Below are 23,640 nucleotides of genomic sequence, written 5' to 3' on the forward strand. Positions count from 1 at the left end.
TCGGCCGATCTCAACAACGGCGCGGAAGCATAGCCCTCAGCGACGAGCCCGCGGGGCCATGAGCGCCCGACCCTGAGAAGTCTATGAGCGCCGGATGACCGCCTCCTGACTTCACCTCGAGAAGGGGCACACGCACCCCTCCCCCGCGTGCCTTCTTAGGGGGACAAGGCCCCTCCCGCCGCAACCGTATCTTCGTATCCGCTCAGCCCGGACGGTCCGGTGAGCGCTCCCAGGGGGATCGGATCATGGCGGCAGTGCGCGCATCTCGGCGCCGCCTCACCGACCCCGCCCACCGCGCATCCCGCCGCCCGATCGCCCTGACCCTCGTCCTCGCGCTCCTCGCCGCCGTCCTCGTGATCGGACCGACCGCCGCCCAACGAGCCGACGCCGCCACCCTCCTCGTCCAGGAGTCGTTCGGTGGCACGAGCGTGCCCGACTCCGCGTGGCAGATGCTCGACAGCGCCTGCCTGACCAAGGCGACCACCGCCCCTCCGGCCGGGGCCTCGAACCTCGGTGTCTGCGCCAACCGCACGGCCTCGCCCGCGACCACCGCCGACCTCGGCTTCCTCCAGCTCACCGACAACCGCACCAACAGCAAGGGCGGCGCGGTGCTCAACCGGGCGATCCCGGCGACCGGCGGGATCGACGTGCTGTTCGACCAGTACCAGTACTCGACCGCGCTGGGGCTCAACGGCGCCGACGGCATCGGGTTCTTCCTCACCGACGGGTCGCGGAACCTCACGGCGGCGGGGGCGCCCGGCGGATCGCTCGGCTACGGCCAGTCGACGACGGTCGACGGGGTGAACGGCGGATACCTGGGCATCGGGCTCGACGCCTACGGCAACTTCTCGAACGCGTCGGGCGGGCTCGGCGCGGGCTGCCCCGCGACTCCGGCGGCTCCCGGCCTGGTCGGCAACCGCATCGTCGCGCGCGGGCCCGGGCAGGCGAAGCTGAACTACTGCTACATCGCCGGCGTCGCGCCTCCCGCCCTCGGATCCGTCCGCACCGCGATCAGCCTCAACGCGACCAACCCGCCCACCTCCTACGGCCGCACCATCCGCGTCACGGTCTCGCCCGCCGCGTTCCCGGTCGTCACCGTCTTCTACGGTGCCTCCGCCGGCATGACCGCCGCACAGCTCACGCAGGTCATGCAGTTCACGATGACCACCGCCGCCCCCTCCACCTACAAGCTCGGCTTCACGGCCTCCACCGGCGGCTCCAGCGACACCCACCTCGTCCGCAACGTCACGGTCTCGACCGTGAACGACCTCGGCGCGCTCAACCTGGTCAAGCAGATCGACCGCACCACCGCGCAGCCCGCGAGCTACGCCGAGGGCCAGACGATCCCGTACCAGTTCGTCGTCACCAACACGTCGCTCGCCAGCATCACGAACATCGCGGTCAGCGACCCGAAGATCCCGGTCGTGAGCTGCCCGGTGACCACGCTCGCCTCGCTCGCCTCCGTCACCTGCACCGGCAGCAAGGTCGTCACGGCAGCGGAGGCGGTCGCCGGCTCCCTCGTCAACACCGCGACCGCGACGGGTCGCTCCGGCACCACCACCATCACGAGCAACACGTCCACCGTCACCGCCCCGATCACCACCCCCGCCCCCGTGATCACGCTCGCCAAGACCGGCGCCCTGGCCGACACCAACGGCAACACCCGGGCCGACGTCGGCGAGACGGTCACCTACTCCTTCGTCGCCCGCAACACGGGCAACGTGACGCTGACCGGAGTCGCGGTCACCGACCCGAAGGTCACCGGCATCACGCCGACCACCGCGCAGATCGCACCGGGCGGGCAGGCGACCTTCACCTCCGCCCCGTACACGGTGACGCAGGCCGACATCAACGCGAACACGGCGCTCACCAACACGGCGACGGTCAGCGGGCGGACGCTCGCGGCGACTCCGACGACCGTGACGGCCACCAGTACCGCCACCACGCCCATCCGCTACGCCCCCGGGCTCACCCTCACCAAGGACGGCACGCTCACCGGCACCGCCGTGGTCGGCGCGCGGATCGACTACTCCTTCACCCTCACCAACTCCGGCAACGTGCCGCTCACGGCCGTCGGCATCGCCGACCCGCGGGCGACGGTGACCTACGGCGCCTGGCCGGGCACCGCGAACACGCTCGCAGTCGCGCAGACGGTCACAGCGACGGCGAGCTACGCGATCACGCAGGCCGACATCGACGCGGGCAGCGTGCTCAACACCGCGACCGCGACGGGCACGCCGACGAGCGGAGCGGCCGTCACGTCCACCGCATCCAAGACCGTCGCGCTCACCCGCACCAACGACCTCACCTTCACCAAGACGGCGAACCCCTCGTTCATCAGCGCGGCCGGCACCGTCATCACCTACACGTTCCGCGCCACGAACACCGGCAACACCACCCTCACGAGCGTCGCGATCAGCGACCCGAAGGCAGGGCTCTCGACGATCACTCCGACCTGGCCGGGCACCGCCGGCCGCCTCACTCCGGGCCAGATCGTCACGGCCACCGCCACGTACACGACCACCGCGGCCGACGTCACGGCCGGCACGATCGCGAACACGGCGACCGTCACCGCGACTCCGCCCACGGGCCCCGCGTTCACCCGCACCGCCTCCGTGGCGATCACCGTCGTGCCCGACCCGGTCGCCGACTCCGTGACCGTGGTGCAGGGCGGCTCGGTCGTGATCGACGTGCTGGCCAACGACGGGGCGGTCGCCACCGGCGCCACGTTCTCGCGGGCGCAGCTCTCGACGACTCCCAAGAGCATCGGAGGCGCGGCGTCGCCCGCGCCCGCCACTCCCGTGCAGGGGTCGGTCACCTGCGTCGACACCGGAGCGACGCGCGGCCAGTGCACCTACCGCCCCATCGCCGCGTACGTCGGCACCGACGTCTTCGACTACGCGCTGCAGAGCACCTACGGCACCTGGAACGTGCGCGTCACGGTGACGGTCACCGCGGTGAACCACGCGCCGATCGCCCGCGCCGACCGGGCGGTCGCGATCACCGGAGGCGCGCCCGTCGCGATCTCGCCGCTCGCCAACGACACCGACGAGGACCCGGGCACGACGCTCACCCTCACGGCGCAGACCGCCGCCCGCGGCACGCTCTCGTGCACCACGACCTGCACCTACACGCCGCCCGGCGGCGGCTTCACCGGGCCGGTCGTGATCGCGTACACGGCGAGCGACGGCGCACTCACCGCGGCGTCCACGATCACCGTGTCCGTCGATCCGCAGCCCCTCACCCGCCGCGGCTTCACCGACACCGACGTGACCAGCGGAGCCGTGAGCCTGGGCACGTGGACCCGCTCGGCCGTCGTGGCGACCCCCGTCGCGAGCTGCACGGCGAACCGGCCCACCGTGCTCGTCTCGTGGGCGGCCGTGGCGGGCACGACCGGCTGGACGCTCGAGCGCCGCACATCCGGCACGACGCCCGGACCGTGGACCGTCGTCGCGACTCCCACCGCCGCGGCCACGTCGTTCACCGACGACCGGGTCGGCGAGGGCCGCGGCTACCAGTGGCGGATCCGCCCCGACCTGCAGCGCTGGCTCGGCGTCGCGTCGCCCGCCTCGACCGCCGTGACCACTCCGGCCGTCGTCTCGGCGAGGGGCTGCTGATGCCCGCTCGCCCCCTGAAGCTTCCCTCTGCGCAGTCCTGCGAAAGGGAGACCACGCCCGCACCGGGCACTGACCAGAGAGGAACGGTCGCCATGACCTCCGCAGCACCCCGACCCACCCGCACGACCCCGTGGAAGAAGATCGCCCTCACCGGAGGTGTCCTGCTCGCCGCGGGAGCGCTCGCCGGCGCCGGCGCCTTCGCCGTGTTCACCGACTCCGACACCGCCGAGACGACCGTCGACGCCGGTCAGCTCGACATCGTCGCCACCGGCGACTGGGTGATCACCGACATCGCCCCCGGCGACACGGTGCAGCGCCCGCTGCTGATCGAGCTGCCGAACGCGACCAACGACGGCAACCTCGTCGAGTCCGTCCGCTTCTACCAGGACGTCACGGCCCAGACCCTCGGCACCGACGACCCGGCGCTGACCGGCCTCGGCGAGTCGCTCGTCACCGGCACCGACGGCCTCGACTACCGCCTGCTCACCTGCTCGGTCGCCTGGACGACCTCGACCGCGCCGACCGGCCCGTACACCTGCGGCGGCGACACCACCGTGACCTCCCAGGGCAAGCTGTCGACCATCGGCGGCCTCGCGAACGCGATCGACTTCGGCCCGGCCGACTTCGGCCTGACCCCGACCACCGAGGGCACCTTCCCGTCCGACACCGGCACCGGCGCGACCCTGAACTCGCTCGTCGAGCTCGTGCTGCCCACGGCCGCCGACAACGACTACGAGAACGCCGCGGCGACCATCCAGTACACCGCCGCTGCGATCCAGCGCGACGGCATCCAGAAGTAGCACCCCGTCCGCGCCCGGCCCCCGTGGTCGGGCGCGGACCCCTCCCTCTTACTCCCGGAGTCACCATGCATCCCGCCCGCGCGCTCGGCGCCGTCCTCGCGACGGTCCTGCTCGCGCCCGCGGCGATCCTCCTCGCGCCCGCGGCGAGCGCCGAGCAGCGCGACGTCCTCGACGTGCGCGAGCGCTCCTCCTCGACGCTCGCCCTCGCCGATCTGGCGCCCGGCGACTCGTCGGAGTGGGCCGCCGAGGTGACCAACACCGACTCGGTCGGCCACGCGCTCACCGTCGGCTTCGACTCCGAGGGGCCCCTGCTCACCGCTCCTGACGGGCTCCGCCTCGCCGTCGACCTCTGCGACGCCCCCTTCGACTCCACTCCGCTGCCCACTCCCGAGGGCCGCACCGTCGAGCGCTTCACCTGCGCCTCGGGCGACGTGCCGCTCGGATCGGGGCCCGCCGCCGGGCTTGGCCGGCTCGAGACCGCCCGCCCGATCGCCGAGGGCGCGACCGTCGGCGTCCGGGTGCGCGTGGCGTTCCCGGAGTCGGCGGGGAACGCGCTCGAGGACGCGGACGGGTCGTTGCGGGTCGTGTTCTCGGTGGCGGGGGCGGCGGAGGCGGACGGGCCTGGTGTCGGGAGTCCGGGTGCCGGGGGTCCCGGCGCTGGCGGGCCCGGTGCCGGCGGTCCCGGCGCTGACTCCGGAGTCGCCGCCCCCGACTCCCCCGCGCGTCCCGGCGGCCTCGCCGTCACCGGACGCGACCTCGGCGCCGCGCTGCTCGGAGCGCTCGTCGCCCTCGCGGCCGGACTCGTTCTCGCCCGCCGCCGCCGGGAGGACCCCGCGTGATCCGCCGCCTCCTCCGCGCCCTCGCCGGCGTGCTCGTCACCCTGCTCGCGGTCGCGGGCGTCGCCGCGTTCGCCCTGTCGGCGCTCGGAGTGGTCCGCCTGGTGCCCGTGCTCTCCAACTCGATGGCCCCCGGCATGCCCGTCGGATCCCTCGCCGTCACCCTCCCCGCCGCGCAGGCCGAGATCCGCGCCGGCGACGTGATCGTGTTCACCGACCCGACCGCGTCCTCGCGCCGCGTGATCCACCGGGTGACCCTCGTCTACTCCGAGGCGGACGCCGCGCAGCTGCGCGGCCGCGAGCCCGGCGAGCTGGCCCTGACCACGAAGGGCGACAACAACTCCTCCGCCGACCCGTGGATCCTCACCATCGGCGACGCCCGCGTCTGGCGCGAGGAGGCCGTCGTGCCGCTGCTGGGCTGGCCGGCCCTCGCCCTGACGACCCCGGAGGCGCGCTTCGCCCTGTTCGCGGGCGGCGGCGCGCTCGTGGTCGCCGCGGTGCTGCTCGTCATCTGGCGGCGGCCCGCGGGCGGGGCGGAGGAAGGTGCGGCGGAGCAGAGTGGTGCGGCCGAGGGAGCCACCCGCACCCCCTCCGGAGCCGCCTCGTGACCCGCGCCGCACACCGCGCCACGCGCCGCCGCCCCCCGCGCCGCCACCGCACCCTGCTCGCCGCCGGACTCGCGGCCGCGCTCGTCCTCGCCGGGACCGCCACCGCGACCGCCCTCTTCACGTCGCGCGACTCCGTCCAGGCCCGCACGAGCTCGGGAGTCGTCACCCTCTCGTTCACCGCGACCACCGCCACCACCGTCCCGGTGGCCGTCACCGGACTCGTGCCCGGAGGCACCGCCCGCCGCCTCGTCGACCTCACGAACGCCGGCTCCGTCGCCGTCTCGGCCCTGCAGCTCGAATCAGCGGCGCCCGCGGTTGGCGCGAGCCCCTCCGACGGCCTGCAGATCGCCCTGGATCGCTGCTCCCAGCCCTGGTCCTCCGACGGCGCGACCTGCGGCGGCACGATCACCGCCGTCTCGCCCGACCGTCCCGCCACCGCCCGGATCGACCTGCCCGCCTCCCCCGCCCTCGCGAACGGAGTGACGGATCACCTCCGCCTGACCCTGCGGCTCCCCGAGTCGGCCCCCTCCGCCGCCCAGGGCACCACCGGCTCGATCACCCTCACCGCCGTCGGCGTGCAACGCCCCGGCCGCCACGTCTGACCCGCGTCCCGTCCCGCCCTTCCGCACTTCCGCAGAAGTTGCGGTAACCGCGCGCCCTTCCCGCAAATAGTGGAGAAGCACCACACGGGGAGTCCCCCAACACCTCGGCCACCTCCGGCCCTTCCGCAGAAGTTGCGGTAACCGCGCGCGTCTCCCGCAACTACTGGAGAACCACCGCACCCACACAGCACCCGCCTCCCGCAGCCCCCCTCACGCCTGCGCCGGCGTCAGCGTCGACACCGCCTCGTGGAACGTGCCCACCCCCGCGGCCACGCCCTCCAGACTCAGCACCGTCCAGGTCGGCCCCGTCCGCACCAGCACGCCCAGCTCCTGCGCCGGCCGCGTGCGCGTGCGCCGCAGCTCCAGCACGAACACCCCGGGTCGCGCCTCGCGGACCTCGGGGCTGCGTCGATCGGGCAGTCTCACGCCGCCCTCCTCCCGTCCTCCGAGAGCGGCGTCAGCGGTAGACGCTCCACTCCTTCTTGACCACGTGCTTCTCCTCGCCGTTCACCGAGACGATCCACTCGCCGTCCCGCTTCGCGATCACGCGCCCGCGCAGGTACTGCGGCTCCCAGCCGTCGGCCCGCGGCACCCACTTCACGAAGCGCGCGAACCGCCCCGGCGCCACATCGTCCCTCGACATCGTCGACTCCCCTCGTCGCACCCGGGGGCCGCCGCGCTCCGAGTCGGTCGCGCGGTTCCTCCGGATGCTCTGGACACTAAGTCGGGCTCCCGTGCCGTGTGGAGGGCGTTGACTCCGCCGCCCGTCTCTGGCAGTGCGCGCGCGGCCGAACGGACCGCCCCGCCGCACCGTCCCGGCAGCGACCGCGACCGACGGACCGGGAGCGAAGTCGTCGCACTCCCGGCTTCCCCTGCCCGCCGACCCGTCCGTAGATTCGATGCATGTCCTCCTCCGATCGCGAAGCCCGCCTCGCCGACGTGTTCGTCGCGCTCGCCGACGCCCTGCGCCCCGAGCACGACGTCATCGACACGATGGACACGCTGGTCGACGCCGCGACCCGCTTCACCGCGGCGGTCGACGCCGGCATCGTCCTGGCCGACGGCGAGGGCGCCCTCCACGTGATGGCCTCCACGAGCGAGCGCGCCGCCGAGATCGAGGAGGAGCAGCTCGGCACCCACGAGGGCCCGTGCCTCGAGGCGTTCCACAGCGGCGCCGTCGTCGAGCTCGCCGACCTGCAGCAGTCCGAGCGCTGGCCCGACTTCACCCGCACCGCGCTCGACCGCGGCTTCCGGGCCGTGCACGCGACTCCGCTGCGCCACCGCGACCGCACCCTCGGCGCCATCAACGTCTTCGCGACCGAGCCCGGCCCCTTCAGCGACAACGACGTGGCCGTCCTGCAGGCCCTCGCCGACGTCGCCACCCTCGGCATCGTCTTCAGCGAGACCCTGCGCGAGCAGAACGACCTCACCGCGCAGCTGCAGCACGCGCTCGACTCCCGCATCGTGATCGAGCAGGCGAAGGGCGTGCTCGCCGAGCGGCAGAGCATCAGCATCGACCACGCGTTCACACTGCTCCGGAGTCACGCCCGCCGCACCGGCGCGCGGTTGCGCGACGTGGCGAACGGAGTGGTCTCAACCACCGGCACCCTCTGATCCCGCAGCGAGGGAGACTCTGCCGGACCGGACCGGGCCGCTGCGCCTCCCCCTCGCGCGACCCGGCCGGGCGCAACCCCACCGACGCATCCCGGGCGGGGGCGTAACGTGGCTCCCGCATCCCGGACCACGATGCACGGCCGACAGGCCTCAGAGGGTTGGGGAGACGCATGGACACGGCACGCACGGACGGACCACGAGCACGGCGCGGGGCGGCGCCATGGGCTTCCTGAAACTCGACTCCCTGCCGTCCCTGCAGGTGGACGACGCCACTCTCACCCGTCTCGAGTACGCGACGGCGATCCTTCGCCGCGACGGAGGCTCCGGCCTGTTCGTCTGGGTCGCCGAGGGAACCCCGCTCTCGGTCGCCACGATCGCGCTGTCGGAGGCGACTCCGATGGTCATCGAGTACGACTCGGCCGAGCCGGACGAGCCGGACATCGCGTCGGTGACGCGACTGCTCGTGCGGGCGCGCGGGGCCACGGGCGAGTGGATCATCGGCCGACTGGCCGACCAAGTGCGCTGACCCGCGAACCTCCATGATCGCCGAGCGTCGAACGTTCGGTGATCGTCGCCCCTCTGACGGCCTGGGCCGCTCCTCAGACCGTCGGGATCGCCGCCGTGTGCACCGCGTGCTCCGGCTCCGGCGAGATCCGCAGGCCCTGAGCGCTGTACGAGTCCATCAGCAGCCGCCGCACCCACTCCGGGTTGATCGACGGGGCGCGCCCGCCGAAGTACTTGAAGCGCAGCGGGATCGCCGGATGCAGCCACAGCGAGGTGCGACCGTCCCCGGCCGCTCCGGCGTCGCGCCACGAGAAGTAGAACGACTCGCCCTTGCCGAGCTTCGTGCCGATCACGATCTGCAGATGCGCGAGCAGGCGATCGTCGAAATCGGCCTCCGTCGTCGAGTCGTAGATCATCCTGCCCATGGTGAACCCCTGTCGCCGTCGCGATCCCCGCCGGACCGCTGCTCGGGCGGTGTCGTGAACCCTCGCATCTTCGACGCTACTCAGGGACCCCCGAGGCGCAACCCCGTGGACAGACCGGACCCGTGCCGTCGCACCCGTCGATCCGCGCCGTCGTCACCGCGCCACGGAGCCGATCCGCGCGTCCTCCTCGAAGTCGGCCTCCTGGAACTCGTCGACCTCGCTCAGCCACCGCTCCTGCACGAAGGCCACGTGCTCCGGATGCGCGTCGTACGCCGCGAACGCGGCCCGGTCGGCGAACACCATCGAGAACTGCCACGCGAGGCCGTTCTTCGGGCTGACCTGCCGGTTCACGGTGAAGTCCTGCACCCCCGGGATCCCCGTCAGGATCCGGCGAGCGCTCGCGAGGAACTCCTCCTCCTCGGGCGAGCCCGCCGCGTGCACCAGCGAGAACGCGACGGTGTGCTGGATCGAGGCGCCCGGAGCGATCTCCTCCGACACCTGCCGGCGGGCCTCGTCGATGGTCGCCATCACCGAGACGATCTCGTGGTGCGGGTGCACGGGCGACTCCACGAGCCCCTGCGCCACGTACGACGCGAAGGCCGTGGCCTGGTGCGCGAGCCCGTCGTGCAGCTCCGGGTGCGAGTCGTCGATCCACGTGGCGGACTCGTCCGCCCCGAGCCCTCCGAGGGTCAGGGTGAGCCCGCTCGGGCCGAAGAACGGGCTGTGCACGAGGAGCCGCCCCGCCGATCCGACGACGAGCGCCTCGACCGGCAGCGACGCCTCGAGGGACGTCGACAGCAGCGCCCGCGCGCCCGACTCCGTCTCGAGGAGCAGGTCGGCGCTCGCGTCGACTCCGGTCGCCTGGTTGATCGAGCCGGACGCGGTGACGGAGGAGGGGGCGCCGAGCACCGAGGACGCGAACGAGATCGGGTACACCCCGGCGTCCAGCAGCGCGCCGCCGCCGAGCTCGCGGTTCCAGAGCCGGTGCTCCGGGAGGAACGGCATCAGGAACCCGAAGTCGGCGCGCACGAGGCGCAGCTCGCCCAGCACCCCGCTCTCGAGCACCTGGCGGATCACGTCGGCCTGCGGGAGGTAGCGCGTCCACATCGCCTCCATGACGAGCACGCCCGCCGCCCGTCCGGCGTCGGTGATCTGCTCGGCCTCGCGCGCCGACATCGCGATCGGCTTCTCGATCAGCACGTGCTTGCCGGCCGCGATCGCGGCGAGCGCCTGGTCGCGGTGCAGCGGGTGCGGAGTGGCGACGTAGACGACGTCGACCTCCGGGTCCGCGAGCAGCGCCTCGACCGAGTCGTGCACCGTCGGGATCCCGTGCTCCTGCGCGAACGCGCGCGTCTTCTCGGCGTCGCGCGCGGTCACGGCGACGGCGCGCTGGGTCGTGTGCGCGTGGATCGCGTGCACGAAGCGGGCCGCGATGCCGGTGCCGATCACTCCCCAGCGCAGTTCCGGCACGGAGCCGGGGTCGATCGGTCGCGGAGCGGGGAGCGTCACGGTCATGGGTCGCCTTCTCGTGGGGATCGCCTCGGTGCGATCGGTCGTCCGGGCGACGCTAGCACCCGTTCCCGCGGTTTCGTGAGAGCGCTCTAGCGGGTCCCGAACACGGATCCACGCGGCTCGGGCACCGCGATCACGAGCGTCCGCGACTGCGCGCGCCAGCCGCACTCCGGCCCCTCGGGCTCGCCGAGCAGCCGCCACGACAGCGGCTGCTCCCGCTCGATCAGCACCTCGCCCGAGCGGTCCGCGAGCGTGACCGTCGCCTCGTCCGGCGGCTCCGTGCCCACCTCGAACACCCAGCCGCCGTCCTCGTCCCGCGCGAGGGGGTAGGTGGGCGCCCCGTCCGGAGTGATCGCCTCGGGCCGCGAGCACACGTCGCCCGAGCACAGCCGCACGTCCGCGACGGAGCCGCTCCCCGGCCCCTCGACGCTCACGGTCAGCGTCGTGCTCCACCCCCGGCATCCCTCGGCCGGCGCGCACCCCGCGAGCACCACGGCCGCGACGAGGACCGCTCCCCCCGCTGCCGCTCGCCGCCTCCGCACGCGCTCATCCTCTCGACCCCGCGGCGCGCCGTCCAGCGGCGGGGCTGCCGGGCTCGGCGCCTCCGCGCCTCACCTCCGTGCCGGCGCTGCTCCCGCACCCGACGGTGGGCCCGACCGCCGCGCAACGGCCGTACGCTACGGGCAGCGCAGCGCGCCCCTCACCCCCACTCGATCCGGTCGAACACCGCCCGCAGCGCAGCCCCGCGCCCCGGATTCACCGCCGCCACCCACGCGATCCGCCCCAGCAGATGCGCCCGGAAGTCCCCCACCCCCGCGCGGTTCTGCCCCGCCGGCCCGTGCACCGCGCAGTTGTGCAGGATCGCGTGCAGCCGGTCCACATCGACCCGCCGCACGTTCGGCCGCACGTTCACCACCACTCCGGTCACGCTCTGCCGCACCGACGCCCGCCGGATCCGCGTCTTCCGCGGATTCACCGCGTACCCCGCGTCCTCCACCACCCGCTGCGCCCCGCGCGCGAACGCCTCGGCCCGCCGCGCGAAGCGCTCGTCGCCGCTGAACGCGAGGTCGTCGGCGTACCGGGTGTAGCGCGCGCCGGCCGCCTCGGCGTACCCCGTGAGCCGCGCGTCCAGGCGCCGCAGCGCCAGGTTCGCGAGCGCCGGCGACGTCGGCGCGCCCTGCGGCAGGTGCGGCAGCGTCAGCGCCCGCCGCAGCCCCGCGCGCTCCTCCGGGGACCCGCCGTCCGGCAGCCGACGCAGCACCGCGACCGGCACCGCGTGGGTGCAGAGCCCCGTCAGCGTGTACGCGACCGCCTCCGGCAGCCCCTCGCGGCGCAGCAGCCCGAACACCCGCGGCGCCGTCACCTGCGCGAAGAACCGCTGCAGATCCAGCGTCACGACGACCGCGCTGCCGACGTGCTCCGCCGCCCCGGTGATCGCGCTCCGACCCGGCACGAACCCGTGCGCGGCGGGATGCACCGGCGCCAGGCCCACGATCTCGTCCAGCGCCGAGCGCTGCACCGCGCGCAGCCGACCGCGCGGCACCTCGAGCAGGCGCGCGACGCGTCCCGGCCGCTCCCGCCAGACGTGGTCGTAGTGCTGCAGCCGCCCCTCCGGTGCCCGGCGGTTCCAGGACCCCGCGTCGGCGAGCCCGTCCAGGGCGTCGACGCTCAGCCCGAGCAGCGCGGCGAGATCGGCGATCCCGTCGATCCTCGGCACCGGCGACGAGGATTCGGCCGCACTCGCGGCGACCGGCGCGAGGTGCGCGACGACGGGTTGCGCCTTGTCCGGCAGCAGCGCCGCGATGCAGCGCCCGAGCTCGCGCGGAGCGTCGACCGGCGGATGCGGGAACGCGACGAGCACCCGCGTGACGAGCGGTCCGAGCCAGCGCCGACGGGCGCCGAGGGAGTCGGCCGCCGCGGCGCGCAGGGCGTCGTGCGTCCACTCCGCCCCGAGGAACGCGTGCACGAGCGCCTCGACGAGCGCGTCCCGACCCCGCATGCGAACCCCCCGCACCAGCCTAGGCTGGGCGGCACCGCTCCCTCCGGGCGAGGCGGACGATGCACGAGCTGCACCGTTCTCTCCGGGGTCACCCCGGGGCACGTGGATCGACCAGGCACCGCACCGCAGGCACCCGCCCGCGCTCCGCGCGGCTCAGCGCCCGCACTTCCCGACAGGTCGCCCGGAGGGAGCGGCCCGCTGTTCACCCGGGTGCCGCCTCACGCCCTTGCGCCGCGCGCTCCCGCCCCGCAGGCTGGCGGCATGACGAACGAGCACAGCCCCTCCTCGGGCGCCGGAGCCGGTGAGATCACCGGTCTGGTCGTCATCGCGGTCGCCGCCCTCGCCCTCCTGGCCTCGGCCTTCGCCGTCGGCGCGGGGATCGAGATCGCCTTCCTCGGCGCGCTCGCCGCCTTCGCCGTCGGGATCGCGGGCTTCGGGATCCACCTCGCGAGCCGCGAGGCCCGGTTCCGCCGCGACAACCGCTGACCTCCGCCTCACGGCGACCGGCGCCGAGACCGCCCCTCCTCGCGGCAGAACGTCAGCCCGGAGTGACCCCTGACGGCTGACAGCCGACATCCCCCTCCCTCAGCTCATGTTCTGCGAGCCGCCACCACCCCTCCGACGCCGCACTCACCCCGAGGTGAGCCCACCCCCCGGTAGGGTCGCCCCAGCTGTGGGGGGAAGAAGCCCTGATCGCGCGCGGGATCGTGACATCGGTGAACCGTTCGGATACATTCGCCCGTATAGAGCACCCGAGACCCCGGTGCCGTCCTTCCCTGGGCGTGCGGAGCGGAGAGGACGAGCGATGGACGAGTGGCGGCGTCACCTCCCGACCGACGACGACTGGTCGCCCCGGTTCTCGGGCTCGGTCGAGTCGGTGCCCGCCGAGACCCTCGATGCGGCGGTGCGGATCCTGCACCTGCTCCCCGAGGTCGAGCAGCTGACCCTCGAGACGGCGGAGGGCCCCGTGTCCGTCGAGCGCCGCTCCAGTGCCGCGGCCTGGCGGGCCGCCGACTCCGTCGCCCTCGCCCTCCTCGCCTCCTCCGGCACCGTCACCGGCATCAGCGCCCGCTCGTTCGACCGCCGCGATGGCGTGCGCCACGCGACTCCCGCCGATCCGTTCCTCACCCGCGACGGCGGTCGCGCCGCCGCGATCCGCGCCTCCGAGGAGCGCGGCGAGATCTCCGCCGCCGAGGCGGAGCGGCGCCACCGGGAGCACCTCGACGGCGTCGACCGCGAGGACCCGCTCGAGACCCTCTGGGACGGTCCGTCCCTCCGCTGACGGAGCGACATGTGCAAGACTGTTCATATGAACAGGCATTCAGGAGCGGCCTGACCGTGGGCGCCGGGCACTCCCACGGCCCCGCGGCGAGCGGATCAGCGGCGAGCGGATCCGCCGCCGCACGCCACCGCGGTCCCCTCCTCGCCGCCTTCGTCCTCACCGCCGCGTTCATGGTCGTCGAGTTCGTCGTCGGCGTCCGCACCGGCTCCCTCGCCCTGCTCTCGGACGCCGCGCACATGGGCACCGACGTGATCGCCCTGGGCATGTCCCTCGCCGCGATCTCGCTCGCCGCCCGCCCGGCCGCTCGCGGCCGCACGTACGGCTCCTACCGGCTCGAGGTCCTCGCCGCGCTGGCCAACGGGCTCCTCCTCTTCGGCGTCGCGGCCTTCGTGATCGTCGAGGCCGTGCGCCGCTTCGCCGAGCCGCCCGCGGTCCCCGGGCTGCCTCTTCTCCTCACGGCGATCGTCGGACTCCTGGTCAACCTGGTGAGCCTGCGCCTGCTCTCGGCCGGCGCGAAGGAGAGCATCACCCTCCGCGGAGCCTCGCTCGAAGTGCTCGGCGATGCGCTCGGCTCGGTCGGAGTGATCGTGGCCGCGATCGTGCTGCTCACGACCGGCTGGGCCTGGGCGGATCCGGTGGTCGGCGTGCTGATCGGGCTGCTGATCCTGCCGCGCACGTGGTCGCTGACCCGCCAGGCGCTGGGCATCCTGATGGAGTCGGCGCCGGCGCACCTCGACGTCGACGCGATCGAGCGCGACGTCCGCGCCGTGCCCGGAGTGCTCGCACTGCACGACCTGCACGTCTGGACCATCACGTCCGGGATGGAGAGCGCCAGCGGTCACATCGTGGTCGCTCCCGACGCCGACTACCGCGAGGTGCTCAGCGCGGTGCTCGCCGTTCTGCGGGAGGATCACGGAGTCGCCCACGCGACGATCCAGTGCGAGCCGGAGGAGTTCCCGGAGCAGGCGCATGCGATCTGAGCCCGGGGCGACCCGACCCGACCCCGAGGGAGCAGCCGTGACCGGACTCCCCTCCGATGCCGCCGTCGCCGACCTCGCCGACGTGTTCGGCCTGCTCGGCGACCCGGGCCGGATGCGGATCCTGCTCGCCCTGCTCGGCGGCCCCCTGCGCGTCGGCGAGCTCTCGGAGCGCAGCGGGCTGAGCCCGTCCGCGACCTCGCACGCGCTGCGGCTCCTCCGCTCGCACCGCGTGGTCGAGGTGCGCCGCGAGGGCCGCACCGCCTCGTACGCCCTCGCCGACGCCCACGTGCGCGACTTCCTCGAGCTCGGCCTCGCCCACGTCGGCCACACCCTGCTGGTCCACCACGTCGACCCCGCCGCGGAGCCCTGCGACCCGCCCGAGCACCCCTGACCCCGTCCGTCTCCGCGTGATGCCACTCCGGTACGCGACTCGCCGGAGCACCTGGACCGAAGTGGCATCTCGCGCAGTCGGAACCGGAGTCGCGCCCCCGTCGGCGATCCCGGCACCCGCCCGCCTTCCGCATGGTGACGTCAACATGTAGCGTGGGCCGTCCGGACGTGTTCACGCGAACACGCGCCGCTTTTCACTGGCGAAAGAGAGACAGCATCAATGTCGATGTCCGTTAGACGACTCGCCGCGCTCGCCACGAGCGCCGCACTGGCCGCCGGGGCGGTGCTCGCCCTCCCCACGGCGGCCGCTCCCGCCGCGGCCGCGGACGGGGTCCGCATCACCCCGAACCCCGCCTACTCCGGAGAGGCCTACGAGGGATGGGGCACCAGCCTCGTCTGGTTCGCGAACGCCACCGGGAACTACCCCGAGGCCCTCCGCGAGGACCTGTACCAGAAGGTGTTCGGCGAGGAGGGTCTCGACCTCAACATCGCGCGCTACAACATCGGCGGCGGCAACGCCTCCGACGTCAAGGACTACCTCCGCCCCGGCGGCGCGGTCGAGGGCTGGTGGGCGAAGAACCCCACCGGCGACGCGTCCGTCTACGGCGGCACCTCCACGAACCTCGCCGATCGCGACGCCCTGCTCGCGAAGTGGGATCCGGCCGATCCCGCCTCCTACGACTTCACCGCCGACGAGACGCAGCGCTGGTGGGTCGAGAAGCTCGCCGCCGAGCAGCAGATCACGCACTGGGAGTCGTTCGCCAACTCCGCCCCGTACTTCATGACCGAGAGCGGCTACGTCTCGGGCGGCTTCAACGCCACCAGCGAGCAGCTCAAGCCCGCCGCCGAGGCGAAGTTCGCCGAGTACCTCGCCACGGTCACCGAGCGGATGGAGGCCGAGTACGGCATCGAGTTCGACACCCTCGACCCGTTCAACGAGCCGAACACGAACTACTGGGGCACCACCCTCACCAACGGCGTCCCCACCGGCGGTCGCCAGGAGGGCATGCACATGGGCCCCGCGGCCCAGGTGAGCCTGCTCCCCGACGTCGCCGCCGCCCTGGCCGCGTCCGACTCCGACGCCGGCATCGCCGCCATGGACGAGACCAACCCGAGCATCTTCAAGACCAACTGGGCCGCCTACCCGCAGTCGGCCCGCGATCTCGTCGACCGGATGAACGTCCACACCTACGGCACCGGCGACCGCCTCGCGGTCCGCGACCTCGCCAAGCAGGCCGACAAGGACCTGTGGATGAGCGAGATCGAGGGCAACTGGGTCCAGGGCTGGAACCCCACCAGCATCGAGAACGGCCTCGGCATCGCCGGCCGCATCACCGACGACCTCCGCGAGCTCGAGCCGAAGGCGTGGGTGCTCTGGCAGCCCGTCGAGGACTACTACAACATGGAGAAGGCTCCGCCCAAGGGCGAGAACCTCAACTGGGGCTCGGTGTTCATCGACCTCGACTGCAAGCCCTACCAGGAGGGCGGGGCCGAGGTCTGGAAGTCGGTGCGCCGCGTCGCGGACGCCGGTGGCGACTCGACCAAGGCTCCCGTCTGCGGCGTCGAGACGAACTCGAAGTTCAACACGATCCGCAACTTCACCAAGTTCATCCAGGAGGGCGACCACCTGATCGCCGTCGACGACGCCGCGACCACCGCCGCCACCCGCGCGGACGGCTCCGGAGCGACCGTCGTGCACACCAACACCACCACCGCCGAGCGCACCGTCACCCTCGACCTCTCGCGCTTCGGCACGATCGCCGCGGGCGCGTCGGTCACTCCGTACGTCACGACCCAGGCCGCCTCGGCCGCAGCGCCCACCGGCAACGCGCTCGTCGAGAAGGCCCCCGTCGTGATCGACCGCGAGGCGCGCACCGCGACCGTCACGGTGCCCGCCAAGTCGGTCACCACCTTCTCGATCGACGGAGTCTCGGGCGTCGCCGAGAACGCCCCCGCCCTGCGCGACGGCCACGACTACCAGCTGGTCGGAACGCAGAGCAGCAAGGCGCTGACCGCGACGACCTCGTCGACCGCGATCACGACGGTCGCGACCGACTCCGCCACCGCCGCCAAGCAGACCTGGACCGTGCACGAGGTGCCGGCCGGCGAGCGCGAGGCGACCCGTCGCGTCGTCCTCGAGAACGCCGACGGACGCGTGCTCGGAGCGACCAGCGCCGGCACCGACCTGCGCAGCGTCTCCGTCGCCGCCGCGAAGGCCGCTCCCGCGACCCGCTGGATCGTCAACACGACCGACGGCGTCCGCTACACCCTCGTCAACGAGGCGCTCGGGCTCTCGCTCGACGTCAACGGCCAGTCGACCGCCGAGAACACCACGGTGGGCGTCTACGGCTCGAACGGCGGAGCGAACCAGTCGTGGCAGCTGCGCGGCCTCGCGCCGCTCGCGACCCAGACGGTCCCGGTGCGCACCACGGTCGGCGTCGCGCCGACCCTGCCCGCCTCCGTCACCCCGCAGTACCAGTGGGGCGCGGGCGCACCCGTCGCGGTGACCTGGCAGCAGCCGGCGTCCTCCGTGTGGGGCACCGCCGGCCGCGTCGAGGTGCCCGGCACCGCGACCGACCTCTACGGCCAGTCGATCGCCGTCACGGCGCTCGTCGACGTGGGCGGACTCACCGCCACCGACCCCGTGTCGGTGACGGTCGCCAGCGGAGCCTCCACCAGCGCCGTCCGCGCCGCCGCCCCCACCACCGTCCCGGCCCGCGTCGGAGCCTCGACCAACACCTTCCCGGTGCCGGTCACGTGGGACTGGACCCCGCTGACCACCGCCTCGCTCGCGCAGACCGGATCCGTCCGGATCACGGGCACGGCGACCGCCGACGGAGCGACGCTGCCCGCGACCCTCACGGCGCTCGTCACCGCGGGAACGCCGCGGAACTTCAACCCGGACGCCGGCATCGTCGCGACCGCGTCGTCGTCCGAGTCGGGCTACGGCCCCGAGCGCACCCGCAACGGCGTGCTCGGCGACAAGGGCTGGTCGAACTGGGTCGCGTCGAACAAGGCGACCCAGAGCACGCTGACCTACACCTTCCCGGCCGCGAAGCAGGTCGAGAAGGCGAGCGTGCAGTTCTACCGCGACGGCACCAACAGCTGGGCGCAGACCATCCAGCTGCAGGCGCGCGGAGTCGACGGCGTCTGGACGTCGGTCCCCGGCTGGGAGACGGCGCAGCCCGTCGAGTCCCCCGCCGGCGGAGCCCCGACGTACACCGCGTCGTTCGCCCCGGTCACCGCGACCGCCTTCCGCGTCGTGATGAACGCCTACGCCAACACGCACATGATCGTGTCCGAGGTGCAGCTGTTCGACGCCGCCGACAAGGTGGCCGTGCCCGCCTCGGTGAGCACGCTCGGCGCCCTGCGCGTCGACGGAGTCGGCGTGGCCGGCTTCGACCCGGCGCGCACCGACTACGCGGTCGTCGTCGAGGGCACGCGGATGCCCGTGCTCACCGCCGTCGCGACCGACTCGGCCGCGACCGTCCGCGTGACCCAGCCCAGCACCGCGACCAACGGAGTCGGCACCGTCACGGTGACGTCGGCCGACGGCTCGCGGACCAGCACCACCCGGGTCACCGTGGAGCTGCGGCAGCCCGCCGCGCTCGCCCTCACGGTGACGGCGTCCACGCGCTGCATCGCCGGCAAGGTGACGCTGACGGTGACCGCGCGCAACGACTCGGCCGTGCCGGTGTCGCTGACCTCGGCCTCGTCGTGGGGCTCGAAGCAGTTCACCGGAGTCGCCCCCGGCAAGAGCGCGGTCGCCGCGTTCTCGACGCGGGCCGTCTCGGTCGCCGCGGGCCAGGCGTCCGTCACCGCGACCGCCGTGGTCGACGGGAAGACCGTGACGACGGTCGTCCCCGCGGCCTACACGGCGCGCGACTGCGGCTGACGCTCCGGCCGACGCACCACCTGTGACCGCCTCCGCCCTTCGGGGCGGGGGCGGTCACGTCGTCCCCCCCTCCCTTGCTGGTCGAGTAGCCCCGCAGGGGCGTATCGAGACCACCCACTCCGAGACACCGCGGATCTCGACACGCGCGCCCCGCGCGCTACTCGATCAGCAGGAGGAGGGGGCGCGGCGGCCACAGGATGGCGCCGCCGCAGAACGTCAGCCAGGAGCACCCGTCAGCCACCATCGCGGCTGAGGAGCACTCTCGGCCGAGGTTCCGCACAACACTTGCTGGTCGAGTAGCCCCGCAGGGGCGTATCGAGCCCCGCCCACTCCCGGGCATCGCGGATCTCGATCCGCTCGCTACTCGATCAGCAGAGGGGGACCCGACGGCCGCCCGCGCTCAGTGCGCCGACGGCGCCGGCGCACCCTTGCGACGCAGCGCCGAGACGCCCGTGATGATCGCGACGATGATCGCTCCGAGCACGAGGCCGAAGATCATCGAGACGAAGGTGTCGGCCAGCCACACGACGACCGGGCCGGCCGCCTCGACCGCGTGGGTCACGACGTGCACCAGGTCGTAGGGTCCGTGCCAGAAGGTCTCGGCCAGGTTCGCGATCACGAGGTGCCCGCCGACCCACAGCATCGCGAGAGTGCCGATGATGCTGATCACGCGGAACACGAACGGCATCGACGCGACGATGCGGACGCCGGCGCGACGGACTCCGCGCGAGGGGTTCTTCATCATCCCGAGGCCCACGTCGTCGATCTTCACCAGCAGCGCCACGGCACCGTAGACCAGCGCGGTCATGCCGAGGCCGATGATCGCGAGCGCTCCGAGCGTGGGCCCGAATCCGAAGTCGGGGTCGAGCCCGTCGAGCGCGATCAGCATGATCTCGGTGCTCAGGATGAGGTCGGTCCGGATCGCGCCGAAGACCAGCTTCTTCTCGTCGCGCGCCTCGGTCTCGGCGGCCGCGTGGTGCAGTCCGAACCACTCCGACACCTTCTCGGCGCCCTCGAAGCAGAGGAACGCGCCTCCGATGATGAGCAGGAACGGCAGCACCCCCGGCGCGAACGCCGACAGCAGCAGCGCCAGCGGGATGATGATGACGAACTTGTTGAACAGGCTGCCCAGCGAGATCTTCCACACGACGGGCAGTTCGCGCGCCGGCGTCAGGCCCTGCACGTACTGCGGAGTGACGGCCGCGTCGTCGATGACGACGCCCGCGGTCTTGGCGCTGGCTTTCAGGGCGGCGGTGAGGATGTCATCGACCACCGCGAGCAGACCGACCGACATGTTCTTCTCCCGTATCGTCTCGCCCGGCCGCTCGACCGGGACGACGTCCACAGTACCGACGCGCGCACCGCGCGCCCGGTCCCCTTGACGGCGCCGAGACCGCACGTCGCCGAGTCGCCCGGAAGGGCTCCCGACACGCCGCCGGCACGCGCCCTTCCGGGCGACTCGGCGCGGGCGGACCGGGAGCGACGGCCTCAGGCCGGGGCGGGCCCCGTGCTGGCGCGGACGACGAGGCCCGTCGGGACGAGCGTCGCTCCGGTGCGCTCGCCCGTCTCGAGCTCGCGCAGCAGCATGTCGACGGAGCGGCGGCCGGTGTCGGCGAACGACTGGCGCACCGTGGTGAGCGGCGGCCAGAAGCTCGCCGACTCCTCCATGTCGTCGAAGCCGACGACGCTGACCTCGCCCGGGACAGCGCGTCCCGCCTCGTGCAGGGCGCGCAGCACTCCGAGGGCCATCTGGTCGTTCGCGGCGAAGACGGCCGTCACCGCGGGGTCGGCGGCGAGCTCCACTCCGAGCCGATGGCCCGATGCGCTGGACCAGTCGCCGACGAGGGCCTCGGGCACCTCTGCATCCCGGGTGCGCAGTGTCGCCTCCCAGGCCTCGCGGCGGCGCTCGGCCGAGTAGGAGCGCGGCGGGCCCGAGATGTGGTGCACGGTGCGGTGCCCGAGGTCGAGCAGGTGCTCGACGGCCTGGCGGGCGCCCGACATCTGGTCGGTGTCGATCACGGAGTGCTTGTCGTCGCCGGCGGAGTCGACGACGACGACCGGCAGCTCGGGCGGCAGCACGATGTCGGCCTCGTCGAGCAGGTGCGCCTCGACGATGATGATGACGCCGTCGACGGCCTCCTCGCTCAGCCGGTGGAACGCGACCGAGACCTCGCCCTGCGTCGGGTGCGGCACCGGGATGAGGGTGATGGAGTAGCCCGCGTCGGCCGCGGCGACGGCGATCGCGTCGAGGGTGCGCATGTTGCCGAAGGAGGACAGCGTGAACATGATCACGCCGATGCTGTGGAAGCGGCCGGTGCGCAGGGCCCTGGCGGCGCTGTTGGGGCGGTAGCCGACCTGGCGCATCGCCTGGAGGACCCGTTCGCGGGTCTCGCCATCGACGTTCGACCGCCCGTTCGACACGCGCGAGACGGTCTGACCCGACACCTTCGCGAGCCGGGCGACGTCGGCCATGGAGGGCCCGCGGCGACGCGGGGCGGTGCTCGTCGTCGGAGTCGCGTCGGATGCCATGGTCCCTCGTTTATAGCGCGTCGCCGAACATAATCGGGGCGGCCAGGGGCCCCCGTGCGGGAAACCACCGTGATCCGATCGATACTGAACGTGTTGACGTGAACATGATACGGTGGCGATCTGCCATGTTGACGTGAACACGCCGCCTCCCCCACCGTGGCCGAAATCGAACGGAAGTCACTGATGACGACGACGTCTCCACCCGTCCCCCTGCGCGAGGTCGACCCGCCCGCTCCGCCCCTCAAGCAGGTGCCGCGCTCGCGAGCGAAGAGCGAGTGGAAGGGCCTGGCCTTCGTGGCCCCCTTCCTGGTCGTCTTCCTGCTCGTCTTCATCGCTCCGGTGATCTACTCGATCTACCTCAGCCTGTTCCGCGAGCAGCTCGTCGGCGGCACCGCCTTCGTCGGCCTCGACAACTACCTGACGCTGCTCGGCGACGCGAACTTCTGGGAGGGCTTCGTCCGCGTCGTCCTGTTCCTGGCGGTCCAGGTGCCGGTCATGCTGGTGCTCGCCCTCGTCGCCGCCCTCGCGATCGACAGCGGCCGCCTGCACGGCACCGGCTTCTTCCGCATCGTCGTGTTCCTCCCCTACGCGGTCCCGGCCGTCGTCGCGGTCCTGATGTGGGGCTTCATCTACGGCGACAACTTCGGCCTCGCGGCGAACGTCAACGACCTGCTCGGCTCCGATGTCGTCGCTCCGTTCTCGCGCGACTGGATCCTCGTCTCGATCGGCAACATCGTGACGTGGGAGTTCGTCGGCTACAACATGCTGATCTTCTACTCCGCGCTCAAGACGATCCCCGGCGAGCTCTACGAGGCCGCCGAGATCGACGGAGCCGGCCCGATGCGCGTCATCCGCTCGATCAAGCTGCCCGCCCTGCGCGGCGCGATCGTCATCGCCACGATCTTCTCGATCATCGGCAGCTTCCAGCTGTTCAACGAGCCCAACATCCTCCGGACGCTGGCGCCGAACATCATCACCACCTACTTCACGCCGAACATGTACGCCTACAACCTGTCCTTCGCCGGTCAGCAGTACAACGCGTCGGCCACGGTCGCGATCGTGATGGGCGTGATCACCGCGATCATCGCCTACGTGGTCCAGCTCCGCGGCGCGCGCAAGGAGAACTGATGGCCGTCACGACCGCCTCCCGCCCGACCGCCTCCCGCGTCCGCCGCGCTCCCCGCCGCGGATCCTCCGTCCACCCGAAGAAGTCGATCGCCTTCACCCTGCTGATGTCGGCGTTCATCCTCTACAGCCTCGTGCCGCTGGCCTGGCTGGTCATCAACGCGACCAAGACGCAGGCCGGGCTGCTCTCGAGCTTCGGGCTCTGGTTCGACGGCGACTTCGTCTTCTTCCAGAACATCGCCGAGACGCTGACCTACCGCGACGGCATCTTCCTCCGCTGGCTCGGCAACACCCTCCTCTACGTCGTCGTCGGCGCCGGAGGAGCGACGCTGCTCGCCACGCTCGCCGGCTACGGCCTCGCGAAGTTCCGCTTCGCCGGCCGCAAGGCGGTCTTCGCGGTGGTCCTCGGAGCGATCGCCGTGCCGGGCACCGCCCTGGCCGTCCCGACGTTCCTCATGTTCAGCCAGCTGGGCCTGACGAACACCCCGTGGGCGATCATCATCCCCTCGCTGATCAGCCCCTTCGGCCTCTACCTGGTCTGGGTCTACGCGGTGGAGTCGGTGCCCACCGAGCTGCTCGAAGCGGCGCGGATGGACGGCGCGGGCGAGTTCCGCACGTTCTTCACGATCTCGATCCGCCTCCTGGCGCCGGGCATCGTGACGGTGCTGCTGTTCTCGGTCGTCGCGACCTGGAACAACTACTTCCTGCCGCTGATCATGCTGAGCGACCCCTCGTGGTACCCGCTCACCGTGGGCCTGAACCAGTGGAACGCCCAGGCCACCGGCGTCAGCGCGCAGCCGATCTACAACCTGGTGATCACGGGCTCGCTGCTCACGATCATCCCCATCGTCGTCGCCTTCCTCGGACTCCAGCGCTTCTGGCAGTCCGGGCTGAGCGCCGGCAGCGTCAAGGGCTGACGCCC

Annotated in this window: 22 protein-coding genes; 14 read left to right on the top strand and 8 right to left on the bottom strand. The window is 72.7% G+C overall.

Annotation, left to right across the window (positions count from 1 at the left end; translation table 11 throughout):
• Positions 1-245: 245 nt before the first annotated feature.
• From LRG51_RS10095 to LRG51_RS10115, 5 genes are all read left to right on the top strand, one after another.
• The gene (locus LRG51_RS10095; protein ID WP_230672584.1) at positions 246-3,617 is read left to right on the top strand and encodes a DUF7507 domain-containing protein; all 3,372 of its coding nucleotides are present in this window, start codon (positions 246-248) and stop codon (positions 3,615-3,617) included.
• A gap of 92 nt (positions 3,618-3,709) precedes the next feature.
• Entirely contained in the window at positions 3,710-4,417 is a 708-nt protein-coding gene (locus LRG51_RS10100) for a TasA family protein (protein WP_055785443.1), read from the top strand.
• Between the two features lie 65 nt (positions 4,418-4,482).
• A complete protein-coding gene (locus LRG51_RS10105) occupies positions 4,483-5,256 on the top strand; it encodes a hypothetical protein (RefSeq protein ID WP_055785440.1) in 774 nt (257 codons plus the stop codon).
• Complete coding sequence (locus tag LRG51_RS10110; RefSeq protein WP_055785437.1) at positions 5,253-5,861, top strand: signal peptidase I; 609 nt, start codon at positions 5,253-5,255, stop codon at positions 5,859-5,861. The genes LRG51_RS10105 and LRG51_RS10110 overlap by 4 nt, the downstream gene beginning before the upstream one ends.
• The gene (locus LRG51_RS10115; RefSeq protein ID WP_230672586.1) at positions 5,858-6,463 is read left to right on the top strand and encodes a peptidase; all 606 of its coding nucleotides are present in this window, start codon (positions 5,858-5,860) and stop codon (positions 6,461-6,463) included. The genes LRG51_RS10110 and LRG51_RS10115 overlap by 4 nt, the downstream gene beginning before the upstream one ends.
• 210 nt (positions 6,464-6,673) lie before the next feature.
• On the opposite strand, the gene LRG51_RS10120 is transcribed toward LRG51_RS10115, so the two are convergent.
• Entirely contained in the window at positions 6,674-6,889 is a 216-nt protein-coding gene (locus LRG51_RS10120; RefSeq protein ID WP_055785431.1) for a hypothetical protein, read from the bottom strand.
• Between the two features lie 31 nt (positions 6,890-6,920).
• Positions 6,921-7,106 (bottom strand): hypothetical protein, encoded by a 186-nt coding sequence (locus LRG51_RS10125; RefSeq protein WP_146168385.1) that lies wholly within the window; start codon positions 7,104-7,106, stop codon positions 6,921-6,923.
• 260 nt (positions 7,107-7,366) lie between these two features.
• On the opposite strand from LRG51_RS10125, the gene LRG51_RS10130 reads away from it, so the two are divergent.
• Both LRG51_RS10130 and LRG51_RS10135 read left to right on the top strand, forming a co-directional pair.
• Positions 7,367-8,077, top strand: coding sequence for a GAF and ANTAR domain-containing protein (locus LRG51_RS10130; protein WP_055785428.1), 711 nt, complete (start codon positions 7,367-7,369; stop codon positions 8,075-8,077).
• Between the two features lie 220 nt (positions 8,078-8,297).
• Positions 8,298-8,603, top strand: coding sequence for a hypothetical protein (locus LRG51_RS10135; RefSeq protein WP_230672588.1), 306 nt, complete (start codon positions 8,298-8,300; stop codon positions 8,601-8,603).
• Between the two features lie 73 nt (positions 8,604-8,676).
• Here LRG51_RS10135 and LRG51_RS10140 read toward each other — a convergent pair whose 3' ends face one another.
• The 4 genes from LRG51_RS10140 to LRG51_RS10155 form a co-directional block, all read right to left on the bottom strand.
• On the bottom strand, positions 8,677-9,006 hold the full coding sequence (locus LRG51_RS10140) for a DUF7882 family protein (RefSeq protein ID WP_055785422.1): 330 nt from the start codon (positions 9,004-9,006) through the stop codon (positions 8,677-8,679).
• 153 nt (positions 9,007-9,159) lie between these two features.
• A complete protein-coding gene (locus LRG51_RS10145; RefSeq protein ID WP_230672590.1) occupies positions 9,160-10,521 on the bottom strand; it encodes a Gfo/Idh/MocA family oxidoreductase in 1,362 nt (453 codons plus the stop codon).
• An 86-nt stretch (positions 10,522-10,607) separates the two neighbouring features.
• Positions 10,608-11,060, bottom strand: a complete 453-nt coding sequence (locus LRG51_RS10150) for a hypothetical protein (RefSeq protein ID WP_230672594.1) — start codon at positions 11,058-11,060, stop codon at positions 10,608-10,610.
• A gap of 158 nt (positions 11,061-11,218) precedes the next feature.
• Entirely contained in the window at positions 11,219-12,517 is a 1,299-nt protein-coding gene (locus tag LRG51_RS10155; protein ID WP_268966578.1) for a reverse transcriptase family protein, read from the bottom strand.
• A 261-nt stretch (positions 12,518-12,778) separates the two neighbouring features.
• On the opposite strand from LRG51_RS10155, the gene LRG51_RS10160 reads away from it, so the two are divergent.
• From LRG51_RS10160 to LRG51_RS10180, 5 genes are all read left to right on the top strand, one after another.
• Positions 12,779-13,003 (top strand): hypothetical protein, encoded by a 225-nt coding sequence (locus tag LRG51_RS10160; RefSeq protein ID WP_055785417.1) that lies wholly within the window; start codon positions 12,779-12,781, stop codon positions 13,001-13,003.
• 319 nt (positions 13,004-13,322) lie between these two features.
• Complete coding sequence (locus tag LRG51_RS10165; RefSeq protein WP_230672596.1) at positions 13,323-13,799, top strand: hypothetical protein; 477 nt, start codon at positions 13,323-13,325, stop codon at positions 13,797-13,799.
• Positions 13,800-13,855: 56 nt separating this feature from the next.
• Positions 13,856-14,779 (top strand): cation diffusion facilitator family transporter, encoded by a 924-nt coding sequence (locus LRG51_RS10170; protein WP_230672598.1) that lies wholly within the window; start codon positions 13,856-13,858, stop codon positions 14,777-14,779.
• Positions 14,780-14,816: 37 nt separating this feature from the next.
• Positions 14,817-15,170, top strand: a complete 354-nt coding sequence (locus LRG51_RS10175; RefSeq protein ID WP_230672601.1) for an ArsR/SmtB family transcription factor — start codon at positions 14,817-14,819, stop codon at positions 15,168-15,170.
• A gap of 225 nt (positions 15,171-15,395) precedes the next feature.
• On the top strand, positions 15,396-19,064 hold the full coding sequence (locus LRG51_RS10180) for an RICIN domain-containing protein (RefSeq protein ID WP_230672603.1): 3,669 nt from the start codon (positions 15,396-15,398) through the stop codon (positions 19,062-19,064).
• 400 nt (positions 19,065-19,464) lie between these two features.
• Here the strand turns inward: LRG51_RS10180 and LRG51_RS10185 are convergent, their stop codons facing one another.
• Both LRG51_RS10185 and LRG51_RS10190 read right to left on the bottom strand, forming a co-directional pair.
• Positions 19,465-20,358 (bottom strand): DUF808 domain-containing protein, encoded by an 894-nt coding sequence (locus LRG51_RS10185; protein ID WP_055785402.1) that lies wholly within the window; start codon positions 20,356-20,358, stop codon positions 19,465-19,467.
• 194 nt (positions 20,359-20,552) lie between these two features.
• Positions 20,553-21,593, bottom strand: coding sequence for a LacI family DNA-binding transcriptional regulator (locus LRG51_RS10190; protein ID WP_230672605.1), 1,041 nt, complete (start codon positions 21,591-21,593; stop codon positions 20,553-20,555).
• 183 nt (positions 21,594-21,776) lie between these two features.
• Between LRG51_RS10190 and LRG51_RS10195 the strand changes: the two genes are divergently transcribed.
• A complete protein-coding gene (locus LRG51_RS10195; RefSeq protein ID WP_077223594.1) occupies positions 21,777-22,721 on the top strand; it encodes a carbohydrate ABC transporter permease in 945 nt (314 codons plus the stop codon).
• The gene (locus tag LRG51_RS10200) at positions 22,721-23,635 is read left to right on the top strand and encodes a carbohydrate ABC transporter permease (RefSeq protein WP_055785392.1); all 915 of its coding nucleotides are present in this window, start codon (positions 22,721-22,723) and stop codon (positions 23,633-23,635) included. Before LRG51_RS10195 ends, LRG51_RS10200 begins: the two co-directional genes overlap by 1 nt.
• Positions 23,636-23,640: the final 5 nt, after the last annotated feature.

It is taken from the genome of Rathayibacter sp. Leaf248 (assembly GCF_920939495.1).
In the GTDB taxonomy this organism is placed as follows: Bacteria; Actinomycetota; Actinomycetes; order Actinomycetales; family Microbacteriaceae; genus Rathayibacter; species Rathayibacter caricis.